A 24423-nucleotide genomic window follows, 5' to 3' on the forward strand; every position below is an offset into this window, starting at 1 on the left:
TAAAGAAGTTAAAAAAGCGACCCTAGGTCGCTTTTTTTACGCCTGTAAATCACGCTTTGAGGCTCGACTCTGGCGCATTCCATAGCTATAATGTCGCGTCTTGATAATTATCAACTAAAAGATACCTGTGCCGATCGTCAGTATTTATGGGCATTTTGGTTAAATTTATGGATCAAGAAACGAATACCTGAATAGTTGAGTTTTCGACTATTGCAAAGGACGATAGACATATTTCGAGGTAAAAAAATGCAAGTTTCTGTTGAAACCACACAAGGCTTAGAGCGTCGCCTAACAATTTCTGTACCTGCTGAGCAGATTGAGAACACTGTTAAAGAAGCATTAAAAAGCGAAGCTAAGCGTGCCCGTATCCCAGGTTTCCGTCCAGGAAAAGTACCTGTAAGCGTTATTAATAAGCGTTATGGTAAAGCTATTCGTCAAGATATCACTGGTGAAGTGATGCAGCGTAACTTCGTTGAAGCAATCATTGCTGAGAAGTTAAACCCAGCTGGCGCACCGACATTAACTCCTGGTTCAACTGAAGGCGAAAACTTTGAGTTTGTTGCTACTTTTGAAATCTACCCAGAAGTAGAGCTAAAAGGTCTTGAGTCAATCACTGTTGAACAGCCTACTGCTGAAGTTACTGAAGCAGACGTTGATGCTATGATTGAAACGCTACGTAACCAACACGCTACTTTCGAAGTAGCTGACCGCGCAGCGGCTGAAGGTGACAAAGCTAAGATCAACTTCGTTGGTTCAATCGATGGTGAAGAATTCGAAGGCGGCAAAGCTGACGATTTCGAACTTCAACTAGGCAGCGGCCGTATGATCCCAGGCTTCGAGTCTGGCGTTGAAGGTCACAAAGCGGGTGAAGAGTTTAACATCGAAGTGACTTTCCCTGAAGATTACCATGCTGAAAACTTAAAGGGTAAAGTAGCGACTTTCGCTATTACTCTTAACGAAGTTCAAGCGGCTAACCTTCCAGAAGTTAACGACGAGTTCGCTACACTATTCGGTATTACCGAAGGTGGCATCGACGCACTACGCGGCGAAATCAGCAAGAACATGAGCCGTGAACTTGAGCAAGCGCTTAAAGCAAACGTTAAAGAGCAAGTTCTTAATGGTCTAGTTGAGCAAAACGACATCGAATTGCCTGCAGCACTAATCGAAGGCGAAGTAGAAGTATTGCGCAAGCAAGCTATGCAACGTTTCGGTGACCAAGCGGCTAACATGCCTGAGCTTCCAGCTGATCTGTTCACTGAGCAAGCAGCACGTCGCGTTAAAGTAGGTCTACTACTTGGCGAAGTGATCAAAACAAACGAGCTAAAAGCTGAAGATGAACGCGTTCAAGGTTTGATCGCTTCTATGGCTTCTGCTTACGAAGATCCAAGTGAAGTTGTAGCTTACTACAACGGTAACGAAGAGCTTATGCAAAACATGCGCAACGTTGCTCTAGAAGAGCAAGCTGTTGAAGCTTTGCTAAAAACTGCAACTTTGACTGAAAAAGCAGTCAACTTTGAAGAATTTATGAACAAGGCTACAGGTCGCGCGTAACCATCGCTTGACTTAAATGGCTATTAGCCATTTATAATGGCTCGTATGAGGTTCCTCATGCGGGCCATTTTTATTTAGGGAAGTTAATCATGCACAAAGCGCCAGAATCAGTACTTAACGCACTCGTTCCTATGGTTGTTGAACAGACAGCTAAAGGTGAACGTTCATATGATATTTATTCTCGTCTATTAAAAGAGCGAGTAATCTTTCTTGTTGGTCAAGTTGAAGAGCATATGGCTAACCTTATCGTTGCTCAGTTACTGTTTTTGGAGTCAGAGAGCCCAGATAAGGATATCTACCTATACATTAACTCACCTGGTGGCAGCGTGACTGCAGGTATGGCAATTTACGATACAATGCAGTTCATTAAGCCGAACGTGAGTACAGTATGTATTGGTCAAGCGGCGAGCATGGGCGCATTTCTACTTGCAGGTGGAGCGCCAGGAAAACGCCATTGCTTACCAAACTCACGAGTGATGATCCATCAGCCATTAGGCGGTTTCCAAGGTCAAGCATCAGACATCGCTATTCATGCTCAAGAGATTTTGGGGATCAAGAACAAGCTAAATACTATGCTTGCTGAGCATACTGGCCAGTCTCTAGAAGTGATTGAACGTGATACTGACCGTGATAACTTTATGAGTGCTACTGAAGCTGCTGAATACGGATTAGTCGATTCAGTGATGACAAAACGAGACTGATTTTTACGCTCCTCTGAGCTATGCTCAAAGAAGTTGTATTGAAAAGATCCAAGCAGTAGTTTGACTGCAAACAGAGGTAAAGTAATGGGTGAAAACAAAGGTAACGGTGACAGCGGAAAATTGCTGTACTGCTCTTTTTGTGGAAAGAGCCAGCATGAAGTAAGAAAACTCATCGCTGGACCTTCAGTATATGTTTGTGATGAGTGTGTTGAACTCTGCAACGACATTATTAGAGAAGAAATCAAAGAGATTTCACCGAAACAAGATCAGGACAGATTGCCGACACCTCATGAGCTGCGTGCGCATTTAGATGATTACGTTATCGGTCAAGATAAAGCTAAGAAAGTGTTATCTGTAGCTGTGTATAACCACTACAAGCGCTTAAGAAATGCAGGTCCAAAGGACGGCGTTGAATTAGGTAAAAGTAACATCTTGCTTATAGGCCCTACAGGTAGTGGTAAGACGCTACTTGCAGAAACGCTTGCACGTTTTCTAGATGTGCCATTCACTATGGCTGACGCGACTACCTTAACCGAAGCCGGTTATGTAGGTGAAGATGTTGAGAATATCATTCAAAAGCTACTGCAAAAGTGCGACTACGATGTAGAAAAAGCGCAGCGTGGAATCGTGTATATCGATGAAATTGATAAAATCAGTCGTAAGTCTGATAACCCGTCAATTACTCGAGATGTGTCCGGTGAGGGCGTACAGCAAGCATTACTTAAGTTAATCGAGGGTACGGTGGCAGCAGTTCCACCACAAGGTGGTCGTAAGCATCCACAACAAGAGTTTTTACAAGTTGATACTTCTAAGATCTTGTTTGTTTGTGGTGGTGCGTTTGCTGGTCTTGAAAAAGTTATCGAGCAACGTGCACACGTAGGTAGCGGTATTGGTTTTGGCGCGCAAGTAAAAGGTGAAGCAGATAAGAAAAATATCTCTGACAGACTTTTACAAGTAGAGCCTGAAGATTTAGTGAAGTTTGGTCTAATTCCAGAGTTCATTGGTCGACTACCAGTACTTGCGACACTCGCTGAACTAGATGATGAAGCGTTAATCCAAATCCTGTCTCAACCAAAAAATGCAATTACTAAACAGTATGCTGCATTGTTTGAGATGGAAGGCGTGGATTTAGAGTTTAGAGAAGATGCGCTTAAGGCTATTGCGCTTAAAGCACAGACTCGTAAAACGGGCGCTCGTGGTCTTCGTTCAATTGTTGAAGGCATTCTGCTTGATATCATGTATGACTTACCATCAACGAACGATGTAGCTAAAGTAGTTATCGATGAATCAGTAGTAAAAGGTGAATCAACCCCTATTTTGATTTACGCTAACAACGAAACACAAGCAGCGACCGCTGAATAAACTATCATCTACAGTTAGATAGATTAAAAGGAGCCTATATGGCTCCTTTTTTGTACACTTCTTTAATTAATTCTTTTTCACCATTGAAACCTATCTAATCATCCCAATATACTCATTAGTAATCATAAAAAACGGAATCGAGCTATGACCCTAGAGCGTGATGCGCGAATCGAACTACCCGTACTACCACTCAGAGATGTGGTGGTTTATCCCCATATGGTAATTCCGTTATTCGTCGGTCGAGAGAAATCTATTCGTTGCTTAGAAAAAGCAATGGAGCAAGATAAGCAAATTATTTTAGTCGCTCAGCGTGATGCTGAGTTAGACGATCCTACCAGTGACGACATTTTTGATGTTGGTACTGTAGCTTCGATACTACAGCTATTGAAATTGCCTGACGGTACCGTAAAGGTATTAGTGGAAGGTGGTCAACGTGCGCGTATCGACAATTATTCAGAACAAGATGATATCTTCCAAGCCACTGCTCACTATCTCGAGTCTGAGCCTCTTTCAGAGAAAGAAGAGGAAGTGCTGGTACGTTCTGCTGTTGGTCAGTTTGAAGGTTATATCAAGCTAAACAAAAAGATCCCACCAGAAGTATTAACATCATTATCAGGCATCGATGAAGCGGCTAGACTTGCTGATACTATGGCGGCTCACATGCCACTTAAGCTTGAAGACAAACAGTCTGTGCTTGAAATGGTAAATGTAAGCGAGCGTATCGAATACTTAATGGCGATGATGGAAGCGGAAATTGACCTACTACAGGTTGAAAAACGTATTCGTAGCCGTGTTAAGAAGCAGATGGAGAAGAGTCAGCGCGAGTACTATTTGAATGAGCAGATGAAGGCCATTCAAAAAGAACTTGGTGATATTGATGAGTCTCATGATGAGTTTGAAAGCTTAGCGAAAAAGATTGAAGAAGCACAAATGCCTAGCGAGGCGAAGGAAAAAGCTTCTGCTGAACTTAATAAGTTAAAAATGATGTCACCAATGTCAGCTGAAGCGACAGTGGTGAGAAGTTACGTTGAATGGATGGTGTCTGTGCCTTGGCATAAACGCTCGAAAATCAAACGTGATTTAGCGAAAGCGCAAGATGTACTTGATACCGATCACTTCGGTCTTGAGAAAGTTAAAGAGCGCATCTTAGAGTATTTAGCGGTTCAAAGCCGTGTTAAGCAACTTAAAGGTCCAATCCTGTGTTTAGTTGGGCCACCAGGTGTAGGTAAAACTTCACTAGGTCAGTCTATTGCGAAAGCGACAGGCCGTAAGTATGTGCGTGTAGCCTTAGGCGGCGTGCGTGATGAAGCGGAGATCCGTGGACATCGTCGTACTTATATTGGCTCTATGCCGGGTAAAGTGATCCAGAAGATGTCTAAAGTGGGCGTTAAAAACCCATTATTCTTGCTTGATGAAATCGATAAGATGAGTAGCGACATGCGTGGCGACCCTGCGTCAGCACTACTTGAAGTATTAGATCCAGAGCAGAACTCAGCGTTTAGCGATCACTACATGGAAGTCGATTACGACTTGTCTGATGTGATGTTCGTGGCAACGTCTAACTCGATGAATATTCCAGGCCCGCTATTGGACCGTATGGAAGTCATTCGCCTATCGGGTTATACCGAAGATGAGAAACTCAATATCGCTAAGCAGCATTTATTGCCTAAGCAGATTGAGCGCAATGGTCTTAAGGCTAAGGAAGTGACGGTAGATGATAGTGCAATTATTGGCATTATTCGTTACTACACCCGAGAAGCCGGTGTGCGTGCACTTGAGCGTGAACTTTCAAAGATCTGCCGTAAAGTGGTTAAGAACATTTTGCTTGATAAGAGCATTAAACATATTGAAGTTAACCAAGAAAATTTGAAATCTTTCTTAGGTGTACAGCGTTGTGATTACGGTAAAGCAGAGTCTAACAACCAGATTGGTCAAGTGACAGGTTTGGCGTGGACAGAGGTTGGTGGTGATTTACTGACTATTGAGGCGACCTCAGTACCAGGTAAAGGTAAATTGACTTATACCGGCTCGCTAGGCGATGTAATGCAGGAATCAATTCAAGCTGCAATGACGGTTGTTCGTGCCCGTGCTGAACAATTAGGTATTAACCCTGATTTTTATGAGAAGCGCGATATTCACGTGCACGTACCTGAAGGTGCAACGCCTAAAGATGGTCCATCAGCGGGTGCGGCAATGTGTACTGCACTGGTATCTAGCCTAACGGGTAATCCTGTTCGTGCCGATGTGGCAATGACTGGTGAGATCACTCTTCGTGGTGAAGTTTTACCGATCGGCGGCCTGAAAGAGAAATTACTAGCTGCACACCGCGGTGGAACTAAAGTTGTTCTTATTCCAAAAGAAAATGAACGTGATTTAGAAGAAATCCCACAAAATGTGATAGCAGATCTAAAAATCCATCCTGTGAAATGGGTAGATGAAGTACTGAAATTGGCGCTTGAACGACCAGTTGAAGGCTTCGAAGTAGTTTAAAACGTGGACTAACGCAATAAATTGCAGGAATGCTTTAAAAAAACAGTAAAAAGGGCTTACCTCTGTATCAAGCTGTGGTAGCCTAAGTCTGTGGAGAGTCAGTCGCTCCAGCCCTTGGAGTGACTGGTTTTGAGTAGTATCCTAATTTATTTATTTGGTTTTCCTATAAGGCTTGAACTTTGGTTCTAAGCTTGTTATAAAAAGCCTCCGCAGACCGCTCTAGACAAGAATTTGGGTGCGGCGCACAAATTACATTCAAGGGGATGACATGAACAAATCTGAACTAATCGAGAAAATCGCTTCTGGTGCTGACATTTCTAAAGCGGCAGCTGGCCGTGCATTAGACTCTTTCATCGGCGCTGTTACTGACGGCCTTAAAGAAGGCGATAAGATTGCTCTTGTTGGTTTCGGTACTTTCGAAGTGCGTCAACGTGCAGAGCGCACTGGTCGTAACCCACAAACGGGTAAAGAGATCAAAATCGCTGCAGCAAATATTCCAGCATTTAAAGCTGGTAAAGCTCTAAAAGACGCTGTTAACTAATATAAAGTTAGCAATGCAGCCTTTTGTAAGGCTATTGTAGAAAAGCACTGTTTAGCAGTGCTTTTTACAAATAGAAAAGGCACAAGTTAAGTTACCCCTTAATTTTGCCAGCAGGAGTTTGAAGTATTTTTTCTTCTCCTTTAAATTACAAAAAGGCGCATCAAACAGTGATGCGCCTTTTTATTTTATTAATCGCAACAAGCGAGAAGTCTGATGTTAGAAAAGATTCGCGAAGGCTCACAAGGCGTCATTGCAAAAAGTATTTTAATCCTTGTGATACTTTCTTTTGCATTTACGGGTGTAAGTAGTTATTTAGGTTCTTCAACTGAGGTTGCTGCTGCTACCGTAAATGGTGAAGAGATCAGCAACTCAGCTTTAGAACAAGCATATCAAAATGAACGTGGTCGTTTAGAGCAACAGTTAGGTGATATGTTTGCGACTTTGTCAGCTGATGACAACTATATGCAAAGCGTAAAGCAGAGCGTATTAGAGCGTTTAGTTGCTGAAAAGTTGCTTGATCAAAATGCTGCCGAGTTAGGCCTTCGTGTTTCTGACGAGCAGATCAAAGCCGCTATCATGACTGAGCCTGCATTCCAAACTGATGGTGTATTTGATAACGATCGCTACCAAGCTATTTTGCGTCAGTTAGGTTATCAAGCAAACACTTTCCGCGATATGATGCGCACTGATATGACTCGACGTCAGCTTGTAGCGACCTTAGTTGGTTCAGAGTTTGTTCTACCAGGTGAAGCTCAATATGTAGCGGATCTTCAAGGGCAGACTCGTGATATCGGTTATAAAATCATTGATGCGACTCCATTCCTTGCAGACATCAGTGTCACTGATGAGCAGATCCAAACTTATTACAATGCTAACCTTGCACAGTTTGTGCGCCCAGAAGTCGTTAGCCTTGATTACATTGAGCTTGACGCTAAAGAGTTAGCGAAAGACATCAAAGTAACTGATGCAGATGCACAAGCTTATTATGACGAGCATAAAGCCAACTACACCCAAGCTGAAAAGCGTTTAGCGGCGCATATCTTAGTCCAGTTAGGTGATGATGAAGATGCATCTAAAGCGAAGGCCGAGGCTATTTATAAGCAACTTCAAGAAGGCGCTGATTTTGCTGAACTTGCAAAAACAGATTCTGAAGACACGTTCAGCGGCGAACAAGGCGGTCAACTTGACTGGTTCGAAGCGGGTGTTATGGAGCCTGAGTTTGATACAGCATTGTTTGCCCTAAACAAAGGTGAATACTCAAACGTTGTCAAAACTAACTTCGGTTACCACATCATTAAAGCACTTGATATTCAAGCTGGTGCTCAAGCACCATTTGCTGATGTCAAAGAGAAGATTATTGCTCAGCTTCAAGATAAAGCCGCAGTAGATAAGTTCTACGAACTACAGCAAATTCTTGCTGATACTAGCTATGAAGTTCCTGATACTTTAGTCGAAGCGGCTAAAGACTTAGATGTTGACGTTAAAACAACACCAGAGTTCACGCGTAATAATGCACCAGAGCTATTTAGCAAGCCAGATCTGCTTAAAGAAGCGTTCTCAACAAATGTGTTAGTTGATGGCATGAATAGTGATGTACTTGAAGTTGCGCCAAACCATGTTGTAGTTATCCGTGTTAACAGCCATAAAGAGGCTGGTACAATGGATTTAGCTGATGTGCGTAATGCGATTGCTAACCGTCTAAAGCAAGAGCAAGCAAATGAAGCTGCTCGTAAGCAAGCTCAAGACGCGATGACTGCTGTTGAAGCATCTGGTATTACTGCTGACTTTACCACTGAAGATAAGCTGGCACGTTTTGCCCAGAATATTGATGGTGCAATTGTTAATAAAGCATTTGCAATGGCACAGCCTACTGATAAGCCATCAGTAGATACTGTAGCGCTTGCGAATGGCTATGCAGTTGTTGTTCTAAAGCAAGTTAATGCAGCTGATGGCGTTGACGCCGCTCTACTAGATTCTCTAAAGCAACGCTTAAGCTCTCAGTACAGTGAGAATGACTATCGTGCGGTAATCGCTTCTCTAAAAGCTAAGGGTGAAGTGCTTTACCCTGTAGCTGAATAGCAGTGAGCATTACTGAATAAATAGCGTCTAGCTTTTTAACTAGGCATTAAAAACCGGCTAATAAAGCCGGTTTTTTTATGTCTTAAATTAGGCATGATTTAACTATTGCTCAGAAAGTTAGCTTAATACACTAAAGTGGATAGAGTTCTCATTAATGAAGGCAAAGACTCGAGTGATCCTTCTTTGGGGCGGAGAAGGTCTTGTTATGTGTTTATACAGGGCATTCGAAGGGAAAGGCGTTTTTTATAGCGGAAATAAAAAACGCTGTAATCAATGATTACAGCGTTTTATGGTTAGCTCTTGTAGCTACTATGATTAGATTGAAACTACGTCAAACTCAACGTGTGGGTTAACGTCTGCTTCGTAATCAATACCTTCTACACCGAAACCGAATAGTTTAAGGAATTCTTCCTTATATTCACGGTAATCAGTCAGTTCAGCTAGGTTTTCAGTCGTCACTTGTGGCCACATATCACGGCAATGCTGCTGGATCTCTTCACGAAGTTCCCAGTCATCCAAACGCAGACGGTTTGACTCATCAACGTCAGCCTTAGTGCCATCAGCTTTGAATAGGCGCTCATTGAACATACGGCTAATCTGCTCTATACAGCCTTCATGTAGCCCTTCTGCACGCATCTTCTTAAATACCATTGCGATGTATAGCGGCATTACAGGAATAGCAGAGCTTGCTTGAGTAACAACACTCTTTAGTACCGCAACGTTTGCACTGCCACCCGTTGCCGAAAGCTTTGCATCAAGAGCGTGAGCAGCCCGGTCAAGATCCATTTTGGCTTTGCCTAGTGCGCCGTGCCAATAGATAGGCCAAGTTAGCTCTGTACCAATGTAGCTGTAAGCAACCGTTTTGCAGTTGTCAGCAAGAACACCGGCTTCTGATAGAGCTTGCATCCATAGCTCCCAATCTTCTCCACCCATCACGGTGACAGTATCAGCAATCTCTTGCTCAGAAGCTGGCTCTACGCTTGCTTCAATGATTAGGTCTTTATTGGTATCTACAGCCGTAGCGGTGTAGGTTTCGCCAATAGGCTTTAATGATGAGCGAATAAGCTCGCCGCTATCAGGCATTTTACGTACTGGAGAGGCAAGTGAGTAAACCACCATATCAATTTGACCTAGGTCTTGTTTGATAAGCTCAATCGCTTTTTGTTTAGCTTCATGGCTAAATGCATCACAGTTAATGCTTTTAGAGTAAAGGCCTTCCGCTTTAGCAAACTTGTCAAAAGCCGCTGAGTTGTACCAACCAGCAGTACCTGGTTTAGTTTCAGTACTTGGCTTTTCAAAAAACACACCTAACGTGGCTGCATCGCTGCCAAAAGCTGCGGTGATACGTGAAGAAAGACCATATCCGCTTGAAGAACCAACAACTAAGACTTTTTTTGGGCCGTTAGCAATTTTGCCTTTTGCCTTGGTAAAGTTAATTTGCTCAAGGACGTTAGCTTCGCAGCCAACAGGATGGGTCGTAGTACAAATAAAACCACGGATTCTAGGTTTGATGATCATATTTTTTGATTCTCTTAAAAAATTGTCTCTAGGATAATTAAACCGACATCAAATGGCACTCGTTTTTGTCGAAAATCGGCTTTTTTATCAGTGGTAGGAGCAGTTTAGCACGCTCAAGACTGCCCATTTTGATATTGGTTTTCACCTCATTTAAGGCGAAAAAATATGTTTAACAGAGTTACTTTTTACGAGTAAACAAACTCTGCTCTTGAATTAATCTTTGAGTATATTCGTGTTGTGGTGCATTAAATAATTGTTCTGTATTGGCTTTTTCTACCATTACGCCTTTTTTTAGCACCATTATTTTGTCACTTACATGACGAATAATATTCATGTTATGTGATACAAAAATATACGATAAGCCCATATCCTGCTGCAATTCTAGCAATAAGTTTAGGATCTGTGAGCGTACAGATAGATCTAAGGCTGTTAAAGCTTCATCGGCAATAATAATTTTAGGATCTAACATAAGTGCTCTAGCAACGGCGACTCGTTGTTTTTGTCCTTCAGAAATCATGTGAGGATAAAACTCTACGTGTTCAGGCAATAACCCCACTTTTCTTAGTTTATCAATAACTTGTGCTTTACGTTCATGGCTATCCAATTTTGTATTAAATTTAAGGGGCTCATCTAGCAGCTCGCCAATGGTTAACCGTGGGTTGAGCGAGGTATTTGGATCTTGAAAAATCATCCGGATCAATCGACAACGTTGCTTTAAGTCTTGTTTTTCTAAAGCCTCACCTTCAAAGAAGATTTCACCGCCACTTCGAATTTCAGCGCCTACAAGAATGCGAGCGATGGTACTTTTGCCTGAGCCTGCTTCACCTACAATGGCTAATGTTTCGCCTTGATTAAGTTCAAAGGAAACTGGAGACAAAGCATGGTTATACTGACGCTTAAAACGTTTATAGCCAGCATAGTAACTTTTACTTAAATCATTAACTTTAAGAAGGGGTGTCGTCATTACATGGCTCGCTGTTATAAGGGAAATGACAAGCAAAATAGCGGTCTTTTTGATGACATAGACTTGGCTTGCTGACGCAACGTTTTTGCGCCTGTGGGCAACGTGGACCTAGGCGACAGCCTATCGGCAGATGTTGCAACGCGGGTGATGAACCTGGCAGTGTCTGCATAACCGATTTATGAGCTAAACCGCCAGAATAGTCTGGCATATTGTCTAAAAGGGCTTTGGTGTACGGATGAAAAGGCTGCTCTAATACTTCAGCCGTAGGGCCTGACTCCATTACCTGACCACAATAGAGCACAGTTAGTTGATCGCACCAGCCAGATAACGTGTCTAGCTCATGACTAATCAATAGAATTGATACGTTATGAAGTTGATTGAGTTTACTCAAAAGCCTAAATATTTGTGCTTGAGTACTTAATTCCATTGAATCGGTAGGTTCGTCGGCAATTAACAACCTTGGCTGGTTGGCAATAGCCATAGCTATCATCACTTTTTGGCATTCACCAGCTGAAAGCTCCCAAGCATAGCTGCTCATAACCTCTTCAGTGTTTTTGATACCTACTTTGTGAAGCCACTTTTGTGCGATAGCTTTACGGGCTTTATTGCGTCGCCAAAATCCAATCTTTTTGTCTAAGGGCATTGCTTCAATAAGCTGGCTGCCTACCGTTATTGCAGGATCTAAACTACCTGTAGGATCTTGGAAAATAACTGCAATTTCGCTGCCCATTAAATTACGGCGTTGTTTGGCAGACATATCCATTAGGTTCTGCCCATCCCACATCATACGGTCAGCGGTGATTGTCCAGTTATGGCCTGGCACCCCTAATATAGCGCGCGCGAGTAATGTTCGTCCTGAGCCAGATTCTCCAACAAGGCCATGTAGCTCACCAGGGTTAATCATCAGGCTAACGCGCTCAAGTGCTTTCACTCGTCCTTGTGGGGTGTCGAGTTCAATGGTGAGATTACGAATATCGAGTAATGGCATAATATTAATTTCTGATGGGCGATAACGCCGATCTCAATCCGTCACCAACTAAATTAATGGCTAAAACGCTGCACAATATGGCAACTCCTGGAATGGTAACAGTCCAAGGTGCGGTCAATAAGTTATCCAATCCTTGCGATACCATAGCTCCCCATTCTGGGCTTGGCGCTTGGGCGCCCAGATTTAAAAAGCCGAGTGCAGCAATATCCAAAATAGCAGCAGAAATGGCGAGTGTAGTTTGAATAATGACGGTTTCCCAGACGTTTGGCATAATGACATACCAAAATACCTGAATAGAATTGGCACCATCGAGTTTAGCGGCGGTAACATAGTCTTTTTGCAACTCTTCATGCACGGCTTGGTGGATAGCACGGACAAACTGCGGTGTTAGTGCAATACCTACAGCCCAAAATACATTATCTAAACCGGGCCCCATAACGGCTACAACAAGGATCGCAAGTAGCAAGGATGGGATAGAAAGAAGTGCATCTAATAAGTGACTTAAAATTGATGATTTTAGTCCTTTCATCATGCCTGAAATCGAGCCGATAATAAAACCAACGAGTAATGATGCGAGAACAATGGCAAGTGCCATTCCAAATGTCAGGTGCGCACCATGGAGTAGGCGACTAAAAATATCTCTACCTAAATCATCAGTGCCAAGAAAATGTTCAACAGTACCACTCGCATCCCAAGATGGCGGTAACAGCAAAGCTAGTGGATCTTGTTGCTCTGGCGAAAACGGCGCAATCCATGGACCAAACAAGGCTAAAGTGAGTAAACAAAAAACAGCCCAAAGCCCCATTAATGCAAATGGGTTGTCGGCAAATGCTTGCCAAACCTTTTGCATCGGAGAAGGAATATGGTCTTCTTGATAGATTCTAATTCGCGGCATAAATTTCTTTCCTACTAAGCGGATTATAGGCTGTATGCAGCACTTCAATTAAAATACTAAAGAAGATAATAATGAGCGCAACGCCCAATACACCGCCTTGGATCACTGTGTAATCTCGCTGATAAATGCCTGATACGAGCCAGCTTCCTACCCCCTGACGAGAAAATATAACCTCGACTATCATAGCGTAGCTAGCAAATGTGCCTAACATTAGGCCCATATTTTTTAATACAGGAATGAGTGCGTTAGGTAATGCATGACGTAGCACAATTGTACCAGTGTGGAGTCCTCGAGCTTCAGCAGCTTTAATATAAGGTTGTTCCATGATGGTCAACATGGCAGCACGAGTAATACGCACTACTACCGTAAAAGGTAATACAGCTAATGTTATTGACGGCAAAATGATATGAAACACAGCGTCTTTAAATGCCGATACGCGGTAGATTGAATCTGACAGTAAAGTATCGATCAACATAAAGCCTGTGACAGGTTCTATTTCGTAAAGCAAATTAATCCGACCAGAAACGGGTAACCAGCCTAATTCAACGCCAAACCAAAGTGATAAGGTCAAACCTAGCCAAAATACAGGTATGGAATAGCCAGTTAAGGTTATTGCCATAATACTGTGTTGAGTGACCTTGTTTTTGCTTAACGACGCTAAAACACCTAATGGAACACCAAATAATACCGCTATGAGTCCGGCAACTATAGCGAGTTCGAAAGAGGCGGGTAAAGCTTGTGTCAATTCCTCAATCACAGGGCGTTGTGAAGTCACTGATAGACCTAAATCACCACTTAAACGGGTCTGAGCATAGGCGATAAACTGCTGTAGCTGATTACCGTTTAGTTGGTAATTATCAGTAATATTTTGCAGTTGTGTTGAAGTAGGTGCCGCTATCCCTGACAGCGCATAAGGTCTTTCGACAGGGAAATGCCCTGTAGTGATAAATAGCACAGTAATCAATGCGATAGTTGTAGCTATAAATAGATTTAAGCGACGAACTAAATAGCGACCCATTACAAATCTCCTTCAGGCGCTATCGTCTTAGCATTTTCAAATGTAATCCCGCCAAACGGGGTGAGTTGAGTTTGTTTCACATTTTTACTTTTAAACGTTAGCTGTGTGGCATGGGCAAAAGTCATCATAGGGACGTGCTCGTTAAATAGAGCTTCAGCCTGCTGATATAAAATTTTACGTTCTGGCTCTGAAGTGGTGGCTTTAGCCTTAGCTAATGTGCGATCCATTTCTAGATTACACCATTGTGCGCGATTGCTTGAGGACGCTAAAGAAGCGCAGCTCATAATTGGTGAGAAAAAGTTATCAGGATCGCTATTATCGGCATTCCAACCTATTAATACCGAGTCATATTGATTGTTATTTAGCTTTTGGTTAAACACACTCCAGTCAAAGGTGACAATATTGACCTTAACACCAATATTAGCCAAATCAGCTTGGATTAGCTCGGCGGTCTTTAGCGCATTTGGATTATAAATACGGGCTACAGGCATAGCCCAGATATCGATAGTGAGATTTTTTATGCCAGCATCTGCAAGTAACGCTCGTGATTTTTCAGGATTATAGTGATAACTACTTTTGTTGTAATGATAGGCCCAAGATTGTGGCGGCAACATACCGGTCGCTTTAATTGCTGTCTCCTGGTAAACGGCACGTAGAATATTTTGCTTATCAACGGCGTACGCTAAGGCTTGGCGTACACGTACATCATCAAATGGCTTCTTTTTAGTATTAAAGGCCCAAAACGCTACGTTAAATCCAAGCTGGGTATCTATCTCAAGGTTCGAATGTTGTTTGATGACAGGTAGTTCACCCGCTTTGGGCAGAGCTGAAACACTACAATCGCCAGTAATTAGCTTAGTTAATCGAGCACTACTTTGTGGAGTAATATTAAAAACTAGTTGCTCAAACTCAGGTGGGGGGCGCCAGAAGTTGTTGTTTCTATGATAACGAATATATTCATTCTTAACGTAATTAACCAGTTTAAAAGGCCCTGTGCCAATAGGCATTCTGTCGAGCTGCTCTGGTTTGCCCTGTGCTAATAAGTTATCGGCATACTCTTTTGACAAGATAACTGAAAAGCCTGTCGCCAAATTAGCTAAAAACGATGCGTTCGTTTGGTTTAGATGGAAGATAACTTCGTCATTCGCTACCTTTTCAATGCGTTCAACCTGTTGGGTGAAACCGATACTCTGGAAAAATGGGTAACCAGTTTTAGAGATAGCATGGTAGCTATTTTGGCTATCGATAATACGATTGAAGGAGAAAAGCACATCGTCGGCGTTAAATGTACGTGTAGGGCTAAACCAATCCGTTTTATGGAACTGTACATCTGGGCGTAATTTAAAACGATAACTTAAACCATCATCATTCGTTTCCCATGAGGTCGCTAAAGCAGGGACTATTTCGCCAGATACAGGGTCATAATCGACTAAACTGTCGTATAACTGCTGTGAGGTGGCGTCAATGGTGGTACCAGAGGTCACCAATTGCGGATTAAAAGTCTCAGGATTGCCTTCAGAGCAATAGACTAAACCAGTGGGAACTTGCTGGGGGCCACAGGCGATGAGGAACAAGTTAATCGCAGAGATCCCAGTGATCAACTTAATTCTCTTTAACAGCAGTTTCATTTAACAATCATTTTTGAGCTGAACGTTAATAGCTATTTTAACAGTGCCCGCTAGCTAACAGCAATTATTTATCCAGTAAGTTGTATTTCTTTAAGATCCCGCGCAATTGGTGATAGCTTAAACCGAGTAAATCCGCGGTCTTCTTCTGGTTAAATTGCCCAGCCTCTAATGCTTGCTTTAGTATTTGTATTTCACTTTGTTCACAATGTGTTTTGAAGTCGATAGGGAAGTTAACGCTGTTTGAATGCCCATTGCTATTTGAAACTTGCAGCTGTTCTTCCGAAAGGTCCGTATTTAGCGGAGTTTCCGTAGGAGTTTTTTGTTGACGCTCAATAGTTTTAACACGCTTAGTCGGCCGATAAGGTGAAGCAAACGGATCGATAATAATCTGCTCAATAGCTGCATTAGTATCAGCGTTACGGTATACACTGCGTTCAACCACGTTTTTAAGTTCTCGAATATTACCTGGCCATGGGTATTCCATAAGCTGCTCGATTGCACTACTACTAAAGCCCTCAAATAATTCCAATTTTAATTGCCTTGCCATACCCACAGCAAAGTATTCTGCTAATGGCATGATATCTTCAGCACGGTGTCTTAATGGTGGTAAAGTAATGACATCAAAAGCGAGTCTGTCGAGTAAATCAGCTCTAAATTCACCAGCATCGGCTAAAGTGGGTAAATCCTCATTTGCGGCGCAAATAAGACGCACATCAGTTTGTACGGTTTTACTGCCACCCACACGTTCGAACTCGCCATATTCAATCACTCGTAGCAGTTTTTCTTGAATGAGCCCCGATGTATTAGCAAGTTCATCTAAAAATAGGGTACCACCGTCTGCACGTTCAAATCGGCCTTGATGCTTTTTACTGGCACCGGTAAAAGCTCCTGCGTCGTGGCCAAAAAGCTCACTTTCAAGTAGATTCTCACTTAAGGACGAACAATTAAGTTTGATAAAGCTTTGATCCCAACGTTTTGACAAGTAATGTAATCGCTCAGCAATAAGCTCTTTACCTGTTCCACGTTCTCCAATAATTAGTACCGGCTTAGATAAAGGTGCGACTTGGGAAATATGCTCAAGAACTTCCAATAGTGCATTGGATTGTCCGATAAGATTATCTTGTTGAAATTGCTTTCTCACAGTTATTTAGTCTTTCACGCTAATAATTGGTGAAAATAATAATATGATGCTGAGTTTATAAATGAAAGCAAAAGTTAAATAATTGTTTAAGCTGTTGTATGTTATAGGTTTATAAAACTTGGCACGGAAAGTGGATTATATTTATCGAATCCAACGTTAATTAGAGGAAATTATTATGGGAATCTTTTCACGCTTTGCAGACATCATTAACTCGAATATCAGCGCATTACTTGATAAGGCTGAAGATCCAGAAAAAATGGTACGTCTGATCATTCAAGAAATGGAAGATACTCTTGTTGAAGTACGTTCAACCTCAGCTAAAGTGCTAGCCGAGAAAAAAGAGATCATCCGTCGTATCGCTAAAGTACAAGAGCAAGTTCACGACTGGGAAAGCAAAGCTGAGTTAGCCTTGTCGAAAGACCGTGAAGATCTTGCTAAGGCTGCATTAGTAGAAAAGCAAAAAGCTAATGACCTTGCACAAACGTTAGCAGCTGAGTTAGTGGTGGTAGAAGAGCATATTTTACGCCTTAAAGAAGAAGTTAACTTGCTACAAGAAAAGTTAGCCGACGCAAAAGCTCGTCAAAAGACCATTATTATGCGCAAGCAGACAGCATCTTCTCGCTTAGAAGTGAAGAAGCAGCTTGATTCGAGCAAAATAGATAACGCAATGAGCAAGTTTGAGCAATATGAGCGCCGCGTTGAGGGGTTAGAGTCTCAAGTTGACGCCTATGACCTAGGTAATAAGAATACGCTTGATGATGAATTTGCTGCCTTAGAAGCTGAAGATTCTGTAAATGCAGAGCTTGAAGCGCTTAAAGCAAAAATGAAGGACAGCAAAGCTAAATCTAAAGCAAAGTAAAAACCAAAAAGGAGTTGAGTTATGGACGCAGATATTTTGATGGCCCCAATTATTATTTTTATGGTCATTGTGGCTCCAATATGGTTGATACTTCATTACCGCAGTAAGAGGCAAGTTAGCCAAGGACTTACAGAAGAAGAGTTTAACCAGTTAAACGAGCTTATTGCTAAAGCAGACAAGATGTCGCACCGTATTGAAACACTGGAAGCAATCTTAGATAGCGAGGCGCCGCAATGGAGAAATCGTCATGATTAAGATGACGATCCCCACCCCGGTTAATAAGCAACATTATTTAAATAACTCATAGGAGGAAGTGCAGATGAGCGAAGGAAATAGAACGTTATATCGAATTCCTCAATCAGGTAAAATTGCAGGTGTTTGTTCAGGGATTGCAGATTACTTTAATTTTGAAACTTGGTTAGTCAGAGTCGTTGCAGCTTCAATTTTTTTACTCGGCGGCTCTGGCATTGTGTTAATCATCTATGTGCTACTTTGGATGATTTTGGATATCAAGCCCGGCACTGGTAAAAACGAAGTCTTAAATAAAGAAATTGGACTGAAGAAAAAGGTATGGCAGTCAGGTGAGCCAGCTAAAATGGCATTAAGGGACGTAAATAGCCAATTTAGATCACTTGAAGTGAGATTGCAGAATCTTGAACGTCATGTCACTTCTGATAATTATGACCTTAAAAGTCAAATCAACAATTTATAGTGGCACGAATTCAAGCCTCAAATAAGTGATAAATTACAGTTCAATGACGGGGCAGGTTATACTGCCCATGAACTTTCTCTAGCGGGTTTTACTTCATTTTATGTCAAGTCTTAAACGCTCCCTCAAAAAACTCAGTAAAAATACTCAAGCTGTTGCGCTTAGAACTACTGATAAAAACTTACGCCTAGCGGTAACGGGTTTAGCTGGCGCAGGTAAAACGGCTTTTATCACCGGCTTGGTTAATCAACTACTGCATAGTGGACTTAGTGAAACTAGTGCTCACTTGCCTCTTTGGAAAGTGGCTCGCGATGGTCGCCTTTATGGCGTAAAACGCGATATGCAACCTGACTTAACGGTTCCAAGTTTTAATTATGATGCGGCAATACAATCTTTAACCGCAGAACCTGCAAGTTGGCCAGTATCGACTCGAAGTATTAGTGAATTGCGGCTCGCGATTAAGTATCGTCCGGCAAAAGGCTTATTATCAAAATTTACCGATAGTGCGACGCTTTATTTAGATATTGTTGATTATCCTGGTGAGTGGTTGCTTGACTTGCCTATGTTAAAACTGTCATTTCAGCAATGGTCTAACACACAAGTTGAAAGAAAGGCGATATTTGAGCGCTCTAGTTATTTCGCAGAATTTGACCAATTAGTGCAGAGTGTCGACTTAGCAGCCACTGCAGATGAGCTAAAACTGCAGCAAATAGCTGATTGTTATCAAAAGCTATTGCAAGATTGTGTGACTAACCATGGCTTTTATTATGCCCAGCCAGGACGACTGTTGTTACCTGGTGAACTTGAAGGTACACCTGTATTGGCATTGTTCCCGTTGCTTGAACTGGACGAAATAGGCTTTGATTCGTTAGAGCAATCTGCCGCAAACAGTTTCTATCACACTTTAAAGCTGCGCTATAAAGAGTACGTGGCGCGTGTGGTTAAGCCTTTTTATCATGATTACTTTGCTAAGTTTGATCGGCAGTTATTGCTAGTTGATTGCTTTACCCCGCTAAATCGCGGGCATGCTCAGTTTGAAGATATGAATTCAGCGATACATGCGGTGATGGAAAGTTTTCAATTTGGTCAGTCGAGTTTATTAAAACGCTTATTCTCACCGAAAATCGATAAACTACTGTTTGCAGCGAGTAAGGTCGATCATATTACTCGAGATCAACAAGGTAATGTACTGTCATTACTGACTCAGTTAGTTCATCAAAGTCAGCAACATGCCAAATTTGAAGGTTGTGAAGTTGAAACGATGGCTATTAGCGCTATTAAATCGACGACTCATGGCATGGTAAAGCAAAATGGTGGTGAGATAGAAGTTGTGCGCGGCACCGAACTTAAGCAGCAGACTCCGGTAACATTATACCCGGGCGAAGTCCCTAAATCCTTACCTTCTGCGGACTTTTGGAAAAGCCAGGGGTTTGAATTTGTTAATTTTGCGCCAATGAAAAACCAACAATCCCGACGTAGCAGTGCGGATTTTGAACATATTCGTTTAGATCATGTATTGCAGTATTTGCTTGGTGATAAATTGCAGTAGCTTTTATCCAGCGTGTCGCGACAGTGTAATTAAGTGAGTATTTATGTCAGCAGGTGATAGAGCCATTAAAAAGCAGCAAAGATTCGAAGAGAGTGAATCTCAAGTTGAGCTAAAGATTACGGCTGCCAATCGTTTTGACGATGAGGTCGAGTTTGTAGAAAAAGATAACTTTTCTGATACTGAATTAGAGGAGCTTGTTGACGAGCAGTTACCTGGGTTTGACTCGTTAGAGCAAGATCATACAAACAAGAATGGTAACAGAAAAAAGAGTTTACTCGTCAAGTTATGCTTGTTAGGTATCGCGGTGGTTGTTTTTGTTGAAATGGTGATGAGTCTGCAAGCGGCTTTTAATCAAAGTACATGGCTATTTTCGCTTTATGCGGGGGTGACTGGCTTGGTCACTCTGTGGGCGGGTAAAGTCACCTTTGCTGAGTGGCGTAAGCTAAAAGCGTTAAAGCAGATTGAAGATACGCAAAGCATAGGTAATCGATTAGTACAAAGTATGCAGATGGGCGAAGCCGATCCATTTATTGATTCAGTGATCGATAAGCTACCGCAAACAAAGCAAACCAGTCGTTATCTAGACAGCGTTACATCTGAGCATAATGATGCTGAGAAATTGGTTTTATTTGACTCGATTGTGTTAATCGAACGAGATTTAGTGGCAAAAAAAATAGTTCGTCGTTTTGCGCAAGAGTCGGCACTATTGCTAGCCGCGAGCCCACTTGCAGTATTAGATATGGCGATTATATTGTGGCGTAATCAAAGTATGATTAATAAGATCGCTGCTTGTTACGGAGTCGAGCTTGGCTATTGGAGCAGGATAAAGCTGATCCGCAGTATCATTGCAAATATTATTTATGCAGGTTCTAGTGAGATTATCACTGACTTAGGTACGCAATTATTGTCAGTTGAAATGTCGGGTAAGCTTTCCGCTAGACTCGGTCAAGGTTTAGGTGGTGGATTGTTAACTGCAAGGCTAGGGTATCAAGCAATGTCATTGTGTCGGCCTCTAGAGTTTAATGAGCAGTCTAAACCTAAACTCTCAGGGATCCATAAAGAACTCCTTATCGATCTTAAAGCGTTGTCAGCGAATGTATTATCTAAAACAATGAAGGCTGATAAAAGCGTACAATCTCGTTAGTTATAAAAATAGAGTTCAAGAGTATCCCAATAGCGTTTAACGTTATTGGGATTTTTTATCTGCACTTAATTTCTGCTGCCGGACTGCCTAGCTTTTACTTCGATAGCTAACTTAATAAATTCTCGAATGTAACATTTTATTTACAATTGATTGTTTGTCAATTGTGTACAACTAGTGTGATTTTTAATCGGACTAGTTCATGTTTGATATCTAAGGTTAAGCCAAACTTTGCTGTTCATTTCCCTATTAAACATTTGTTGGCTGACTTTATTAAGCTAATTTAAACAGAACTGGCGCTCACAACGATTATAAAGTTAGTTAGCAATAAGGCGGGTAAAAATATGCAGCAGAAATGGCAACCGGCAACACAAGTTATCCACGCAGGCCATGAGCGAAATGAAGCGGGGGCTTTAGTAAGTCCTTTGTGCCAAAGCGCGACTTTTGTATTTGATAATGCAGAGCAGGGCGGAGCAAGGTTTGCGGGAGCCGAACCAGGTTATATCTATACCCGTTTAGGTAATCCTACGACTGCGGAGTTAGAGCGCAAACTGGCAGCTTTGGAGGGCAGTGAAGCTGCGGCCGCTACAGCATCAGGTATGGCGGCTGTCTCGGCCGCTTTATTAGCCAATCTGAGTCATGGTGATCACTTAGTTGCATCGAATGCTGTCTACGGCTGCACATTTTCATTAATGAGCTCTCAGTTGGCAAAATTTGGCATAGAGGTAACATTGGTTAATTTTAGCGATAGCGCGGCAATTGAATATGCCATTAAACCAAATACCAAAGTGATTTTTTGTGAAACTCCGGTTAATCCGCATCTAGATGTTTATGATCTCGACATGATTGCAGCCATAGCGAACAAATACAGTTTGATTAGCGTCGTCGACAATACTTTTATGACGCCATTACTCCAACAACCAATTAAACACGGTATTGATATTGTTATACACAGTGCGACTAAGTACTTAAATGGCCACGGTGATGTCATTGCAGGTATTGTGTGTGCCAGCAATCAACAAATGGAAGTGATTAAGTATGAAGTGCTTAAGGACGTCGGAGCGGTTATTTCTCCGCATGATGCCTGGCTAATTTTACGAGGATTAAAAACACTCGATGTACGTCTAGAAAGGCATTGCGATAATGCACAGAAAATAGCTGAATATTTAGAGCAACACTCTAAGGTATCTAAGGTTTATTACCCAGGTTTGAAAAGCCACAATGGGTTTAAATTACTTGGATCGCAAATGCGCAGAGCTGGTGGGGTCATTGCCTTTGAATTGGATGCAACATTAGAAGAGTCGATTAACTTCATTAATCAATTATCACTCTTTTCTATTGCGGTTAGTTTAGGTGATGCTGAGTCCCTTATTCAGCACCCCGCGTCAATGACACATTCCCCCTATAGCGATGAAGAGCGAACCCAAGCAGGTATCAGTGATAGTCTATTGCGGATCTCTGTTGGTTTGGAGTCGGCTGAAGATATTATTCAAGCATTAAATTTGGGTCTAGATAGATTAACTTAATCTCAAGATCCGCTATGTCATAAAAAAGCCCAGTTTAATGCTGGGCTCTTAGTCTCATGTTAATAACGCTAAATATCCCAAAACATATGGGCGATGATGTAAAGTACTATCATACTAATAAAGTTAATGATAACCCCCGCTCGCATCATTTCAGATTGCTTGATGTAGCCAGAGCCATAAACAATCGCATTAGGTGGGGTTGCTACTGGTAACATAAAGGCACAAGAGGCCGCGATACCAATTAGTACTGATAACATGACGGGGGATAGGCCTAGAGCTTCTGCAATTGCAGCAAATACGGGGACTAACAATGCAGCGCTCGCTGTATTACTAGCAAATTCCGTTAGCATGACCACAAACGCAATCACAACAAAGGTAAATAAAGCCATGTGAGTATTACCGAAAATATCGGTGATCCAATGAGCTAGGAATACGCTGGTGCCGGTTGCTTTTAGAACAGCACTTAATGTTAGGCCACCACCAAAAAGGATCAGTACGCCCCAATCAGTTGTTGTTTCTATTTTTTTCCATTTAACTAGGCCAAGGCCCGCTAACAGTACTACCGCACTGAGTGCAACAATCGTATCGAATTTTGCTATTCCACCTAAGGCCTGTGAAATCGGTTTACTGAAGATCCAGCTGCATACAGTCGAGATGAAGATCAGTAGGGTAACTTTTCCTGAAAATGTCAGTGAGTGCTGTTCTGTTTTGACTTCGCAAATCATTGAAAGGTCAGGTTTAAAATACATATAAAGCGCAATTAGCATCATCGGCAGCATAATCGCGACAGTAATAAGACCAAACTCTAACCAGTCAGCAAAAGATAAACCAACTTGGGCTGCAGCAATGGCATTTGGTGGGCTACCGACTAAGGTTCCAATACCACCGATATTTGCCGAATAAGCAATGCCTAGTAGTACAAAAAGGTAAGTGTTTTTATGTTTTGCAATATCAATTTGATGCAAGATCCCAAGGGCTAAAGGTAACATCATTGCAGTTGTTGCAGTGTTACTGATCCACATAGACAGACCTGCCGTGATCCCGAATAGCATTAAACAGGCTACAGATAAACGGCCTTTAGAGACTGTCAGTACTTTTTGGGCGATAAGCCTATCAATTCCTTGATGATTGAGCGCAGCAGCCAAGACAAAGCCACCAAAGAATAGGTAAATAATTGGGTTGGCAAAGTGACTCATGGCAGACTGAGTTTCAAATACACCAAATAGCACCGCTAGAATGGGGATCATGATTGCTGTGACACTGATATGAATGGCTTCCGTTAACCATAAAATCGCAGCAAACACGAGAAGGGATAAACCAGTATTCACTCCTTCTTCGAAAGGTAAGAAGTTGTACATTAAAAACAACAGCAACAAATCGGCAGCAAGAATAATTAAGTTCTTCTGCTGTTTTGACATTTTACCATCAGCATTATCGGGTACTTTTGTAGATTCAAATGACATTGGAATGTCCATTATTATTTTAGATAGCTCACTTTAGTTCAGCTTACTGCAAGTTCAAAATTCAGTTTGCCGTCGCAAACTTTCAAGATTGAGTGCATATTTTATGGTGTTAAGTCACTTAATTTTGTCTTTTGTGACTGGTTTGGCTGTTTTTTGTTCTGCTGTTTCGATTTTTTTATACAAAAAAGCACTAATTAGATTGAGGACCCAAGTTACTGAAAGTTAGTTGTTATCACCTAAGTGTGATCGGGATCGCTTTAGTGTGTTGATGGATGTGATGGTAAGCTCCTGCTAGCGAAA

The 24423-nt window shown here is 41.9% G+C and carries 20 protein-coding genes; 12 read left to right on the plus strand and 8 right to left on the minus strand.

What is annotated here, in order from left to right; translation table 11 throughout:
• The first annotated feature begins 246 nt into the window (after positions 1–246).
• The 6 genes from tig to AB4298_RS11345 all read left to right on the plus strand — a co-directional run bounded on the left by tig (position 247) and on the right by AB4298_RS11345 (position 8724).
• Positions 247–1551, plus strand: a complete 1305-nt coding sequence (gene tig, locus AB4298_RS11320; RefSeq protein WP_249000442.1) for a trigger factor — start codon at positions 247–249, stop codon at positions 1549–1551.
• A gap of 89 nt (positions 1552–1640) precedes the next feature.
• A complete protein-coding gene (clpP, locus tag AB4298_RS11325; protein WP_249000443.1) occupies positions 1641–2252 on the plus strand; it encodes an ATP-dependent Clp endopeptidase proteolytic subunit ClpP in 612 nt (203 codons plus the stop codon).
• An 84-nt stretch (positions 2253–2336) separates the two neighbouring features.
• The gene (gene clpX / locus AB4298_RS11330; RefSeq protein WP_249000444.1) at positions 2337–3614 is read left to right on the plus strand and encodes an ATP-dependent protease ATP-binding subunit ClpX; all 1278 of its coding nucleotides are present in this window, start codon (positions 2337–2339) and stop codon (positions 3612–3614) included.
• A gap of 144 nt (positions 3615–3758) precedes the next feature.
• Positions 3759–6104, plus strand: a complete 2346-nt coding sequence (gene lon / locus AB4298_RS11335; RefSeq protein ID WP_249000445.1) for an endopeptidase La — start codon at positions 3759–3761, stop codon at positions 6102–6104.
• A gap of 253 nt (positions 6105–6357) precedes the next feature.
• Positions 6358–6645, plus strand: coding sequence for a nucleoid-associated protein HU-beta (gene hupB / locus AB4298_RS11340; RefSeq protein WP_220736800.1), 288 nt, complete (start codon positions 6358–6360; stop codon positions 6643–6645).
• Between the two features lie 213 nt (positions 6646–6858).
• On the plus strand, positions 6859–8724 hold the full coding sequence (locus AB4298_RS11345; protein ID WP_249000446.1) for a SurA N-terminal domain-containing protein: 1866 nt from the start codon (positions 6859–6861) through the stop codon (positions 8722–8724).
• A 315-nt stretch (positions 8725–9039) separates the two neighbouring features.
• Here AB4298_RS11345 and fabV read toward each other — a convergent pair whose 3' ends face one another.
• The 7 genes from fabV to pspF form a co-directional block, all read right to left on the minus strand.
• Complete coding sequence (gene fabV, locus AB4298_RS11350; protein ID WP_371986787.1) at positions 9040–10242, minus strand: enoyl-ACP reductase FabV; 1203 nt, start codon at positions 10240–10242, stop codon at positions 9040–9042.
• Between the two features lie 178 nt (positions 10243–10420).
• A complete protein-coding gene (locus AB4298_RS11355) occupies positions 10421–11206 on the minus strand; it encodes a peptide ABC transporter ATP-binding protein (protein ID WP_249000448.1) in 786 nt (261 codons plus the stop codon).
• The gene (locus AB4298_RS11360; RefSeq protein ID WP_249000449.1) at positions 11187–12194 is read right to left on the minus strand and encodes a peptide ABC transporter ATP-binding protein; all 1008 of its coding nucleotides are present in this window, start codon (positions 12192–12194) and stop codon (positions 11187–11189) included. The genes AB4298_RS11355 and AB4298_RS11360 overlap by 20 nt, the downstream gene beginning before the upstream one ends.
• Positions 12195–12198: 4 nt before the next feature.
• Positions 12199–13089, minus strand: coding sequence for an ABC transporter permease subunit (locus tag AB4298_RS11365; RefSeq protein ID WP_249000450.1), 891 nt, complete (start codon positions 13087–13089; stop codon positions 12199–12201).
• A complete protein-coding gene (locus tag AB4298_RS11370) occupies positions 13076–14107 on the minus strand; it encodes an ABC transporter permease subunit (RefSeq protein ID WP_249000451.1) in 1032 nt (343 codons plus the stop codon). The genes AB4298_RS11365 and AB4298_RS11370 overlap by 14 nt, the downstream gene beginning before the upstream one ends.
• Positions 14107–15735, minus strand: a complete 1629-nt coding sequence (locus AB4298_RS11375) for an ABC transporter substrate-binding protein (protein ID WP_371986789.1) — start codon at positions 15733–15735, stop codon at positions 14107–14109. Before AB4298_RS11375 ends, AB4298_RS11370 begins: the two co-directional genes overlap by 1 nt.
• Positions 15736–15799: 64 nt before the next feature.
• Complete coding sequence (pspF, locus tag AB4298_RS11380) at positions 15800–16876, minus strand: phage shock protein operon transcriptional activator (RefSeq protein ID WP_249000453.1); 1077 nt, start codon at positions 16874–16876, stop codon at positions 15800–15802.
• A gap of 175 nt (positions 16877–17051) precedes the next feature.
• Here pspF and pspA point away from each other — a divergent pair, with 175 nt between their 5' ends.
• From pspA to AB4298_RS11410, 6 genes are all read left to right on the plus strand, one after another.
• Positions 17052–17735, plus strand: a complete 684-nt coding sequence (gene pspA / locus AB4298_RS11385; RefSeq protein WP_371986790.1) for a phage shock protein PspA — start codon at positions 17052–17054, stop codon at positions 17733–17735.
• A gap of 21 nt (positions 17736–17756) precedes the next feature.
• Positions 17757–17990, plus strand: coding sequence for an envelope stress response membrane protein PspB (gene pspB / locus AB4298_RS11390; RefSeq protein ID WP_249000455.1), 234 nt, complete (start codon positions 17757–17759; stop codon positions 17988–17990).
• A 64-nt stretch (positions 17991–18054) separates the two neighbouring features.
• Positions 18055–18447, plus strand: a complete 393-nt coding sequence (pspC, locus tag AB4298_RS11395) for an envelope stress response membrane protein PspC (protein WP_249000456.1) — start codon at positions 18055–18057, stop codon at positions 18445–18447.
• A 100-nt stretch (positions 18448–18547) separates the two neighbouring features.
• Positions 18548–19993: a YcjX family GTP-binding protein gene (locus tag AB4298_RS11400; RefSeq protein ID WP_371986792.1), complete on the plus strand. Its 1446-nt coding sequence runs from the start codon at positions 18548–18550 to the stop codon at positions 19991–19993.
• A 43-nt stretch (positions 19994–20036) separates the two neighbouring features.
• Positions 20037–21137 carry a TIGR01620 family protein gene (locus tag AB4298_RS11405; RefSeq protein ID WP_371986793.1) on the plus strand — a complete coding sequence of 367 codons (1101 nt, stop codon included), beginning with the start codon at positions 20037–20039 and terminating at the stop codon, positions 21135–21137.
• A 341-nt stretch (positions 21138–21478) separates the two neighbouring features.
• On the plus strand, positions 21479–22660 hold the full coding sequence (locus AB4298_RS11410; RefSeq protein WP_371986794.1) for a trans-sulfuration enzyme family protein: 1182 nt from the start codon (positions 21479–21481) through the stop codon (positions 22658–22660).
• Positions 22661–22728: 68 nt separating this feature from the next.
• Here AB4298_RS11410 and AB4298_RS11415 read toward each other — a convergent pair whose 3' ends face one another.
• Positions 22729–24078, minus strand: a complete 1350-nt coding sequence (locus tag AB4298_RS11415) for an SLC13 family permease (RefSeq protein ID WP_371986885.1) — start codon at positions 24076–24078, stop codon at positions 22729–22731.
• Positions 24079–24423 lie beyond the last annotated feature (345 nt).

Origin of the sequence: Shewanella sp. 10N.261.52.F9, assembly GCF_041471165.1 — a bacterium.
GTDB lineage: Bacteria > Pseudomonadota > Gammaproteobacteria > Enterobacterales > Shewanellaceae > Shewanella > Shewanella marinintestina.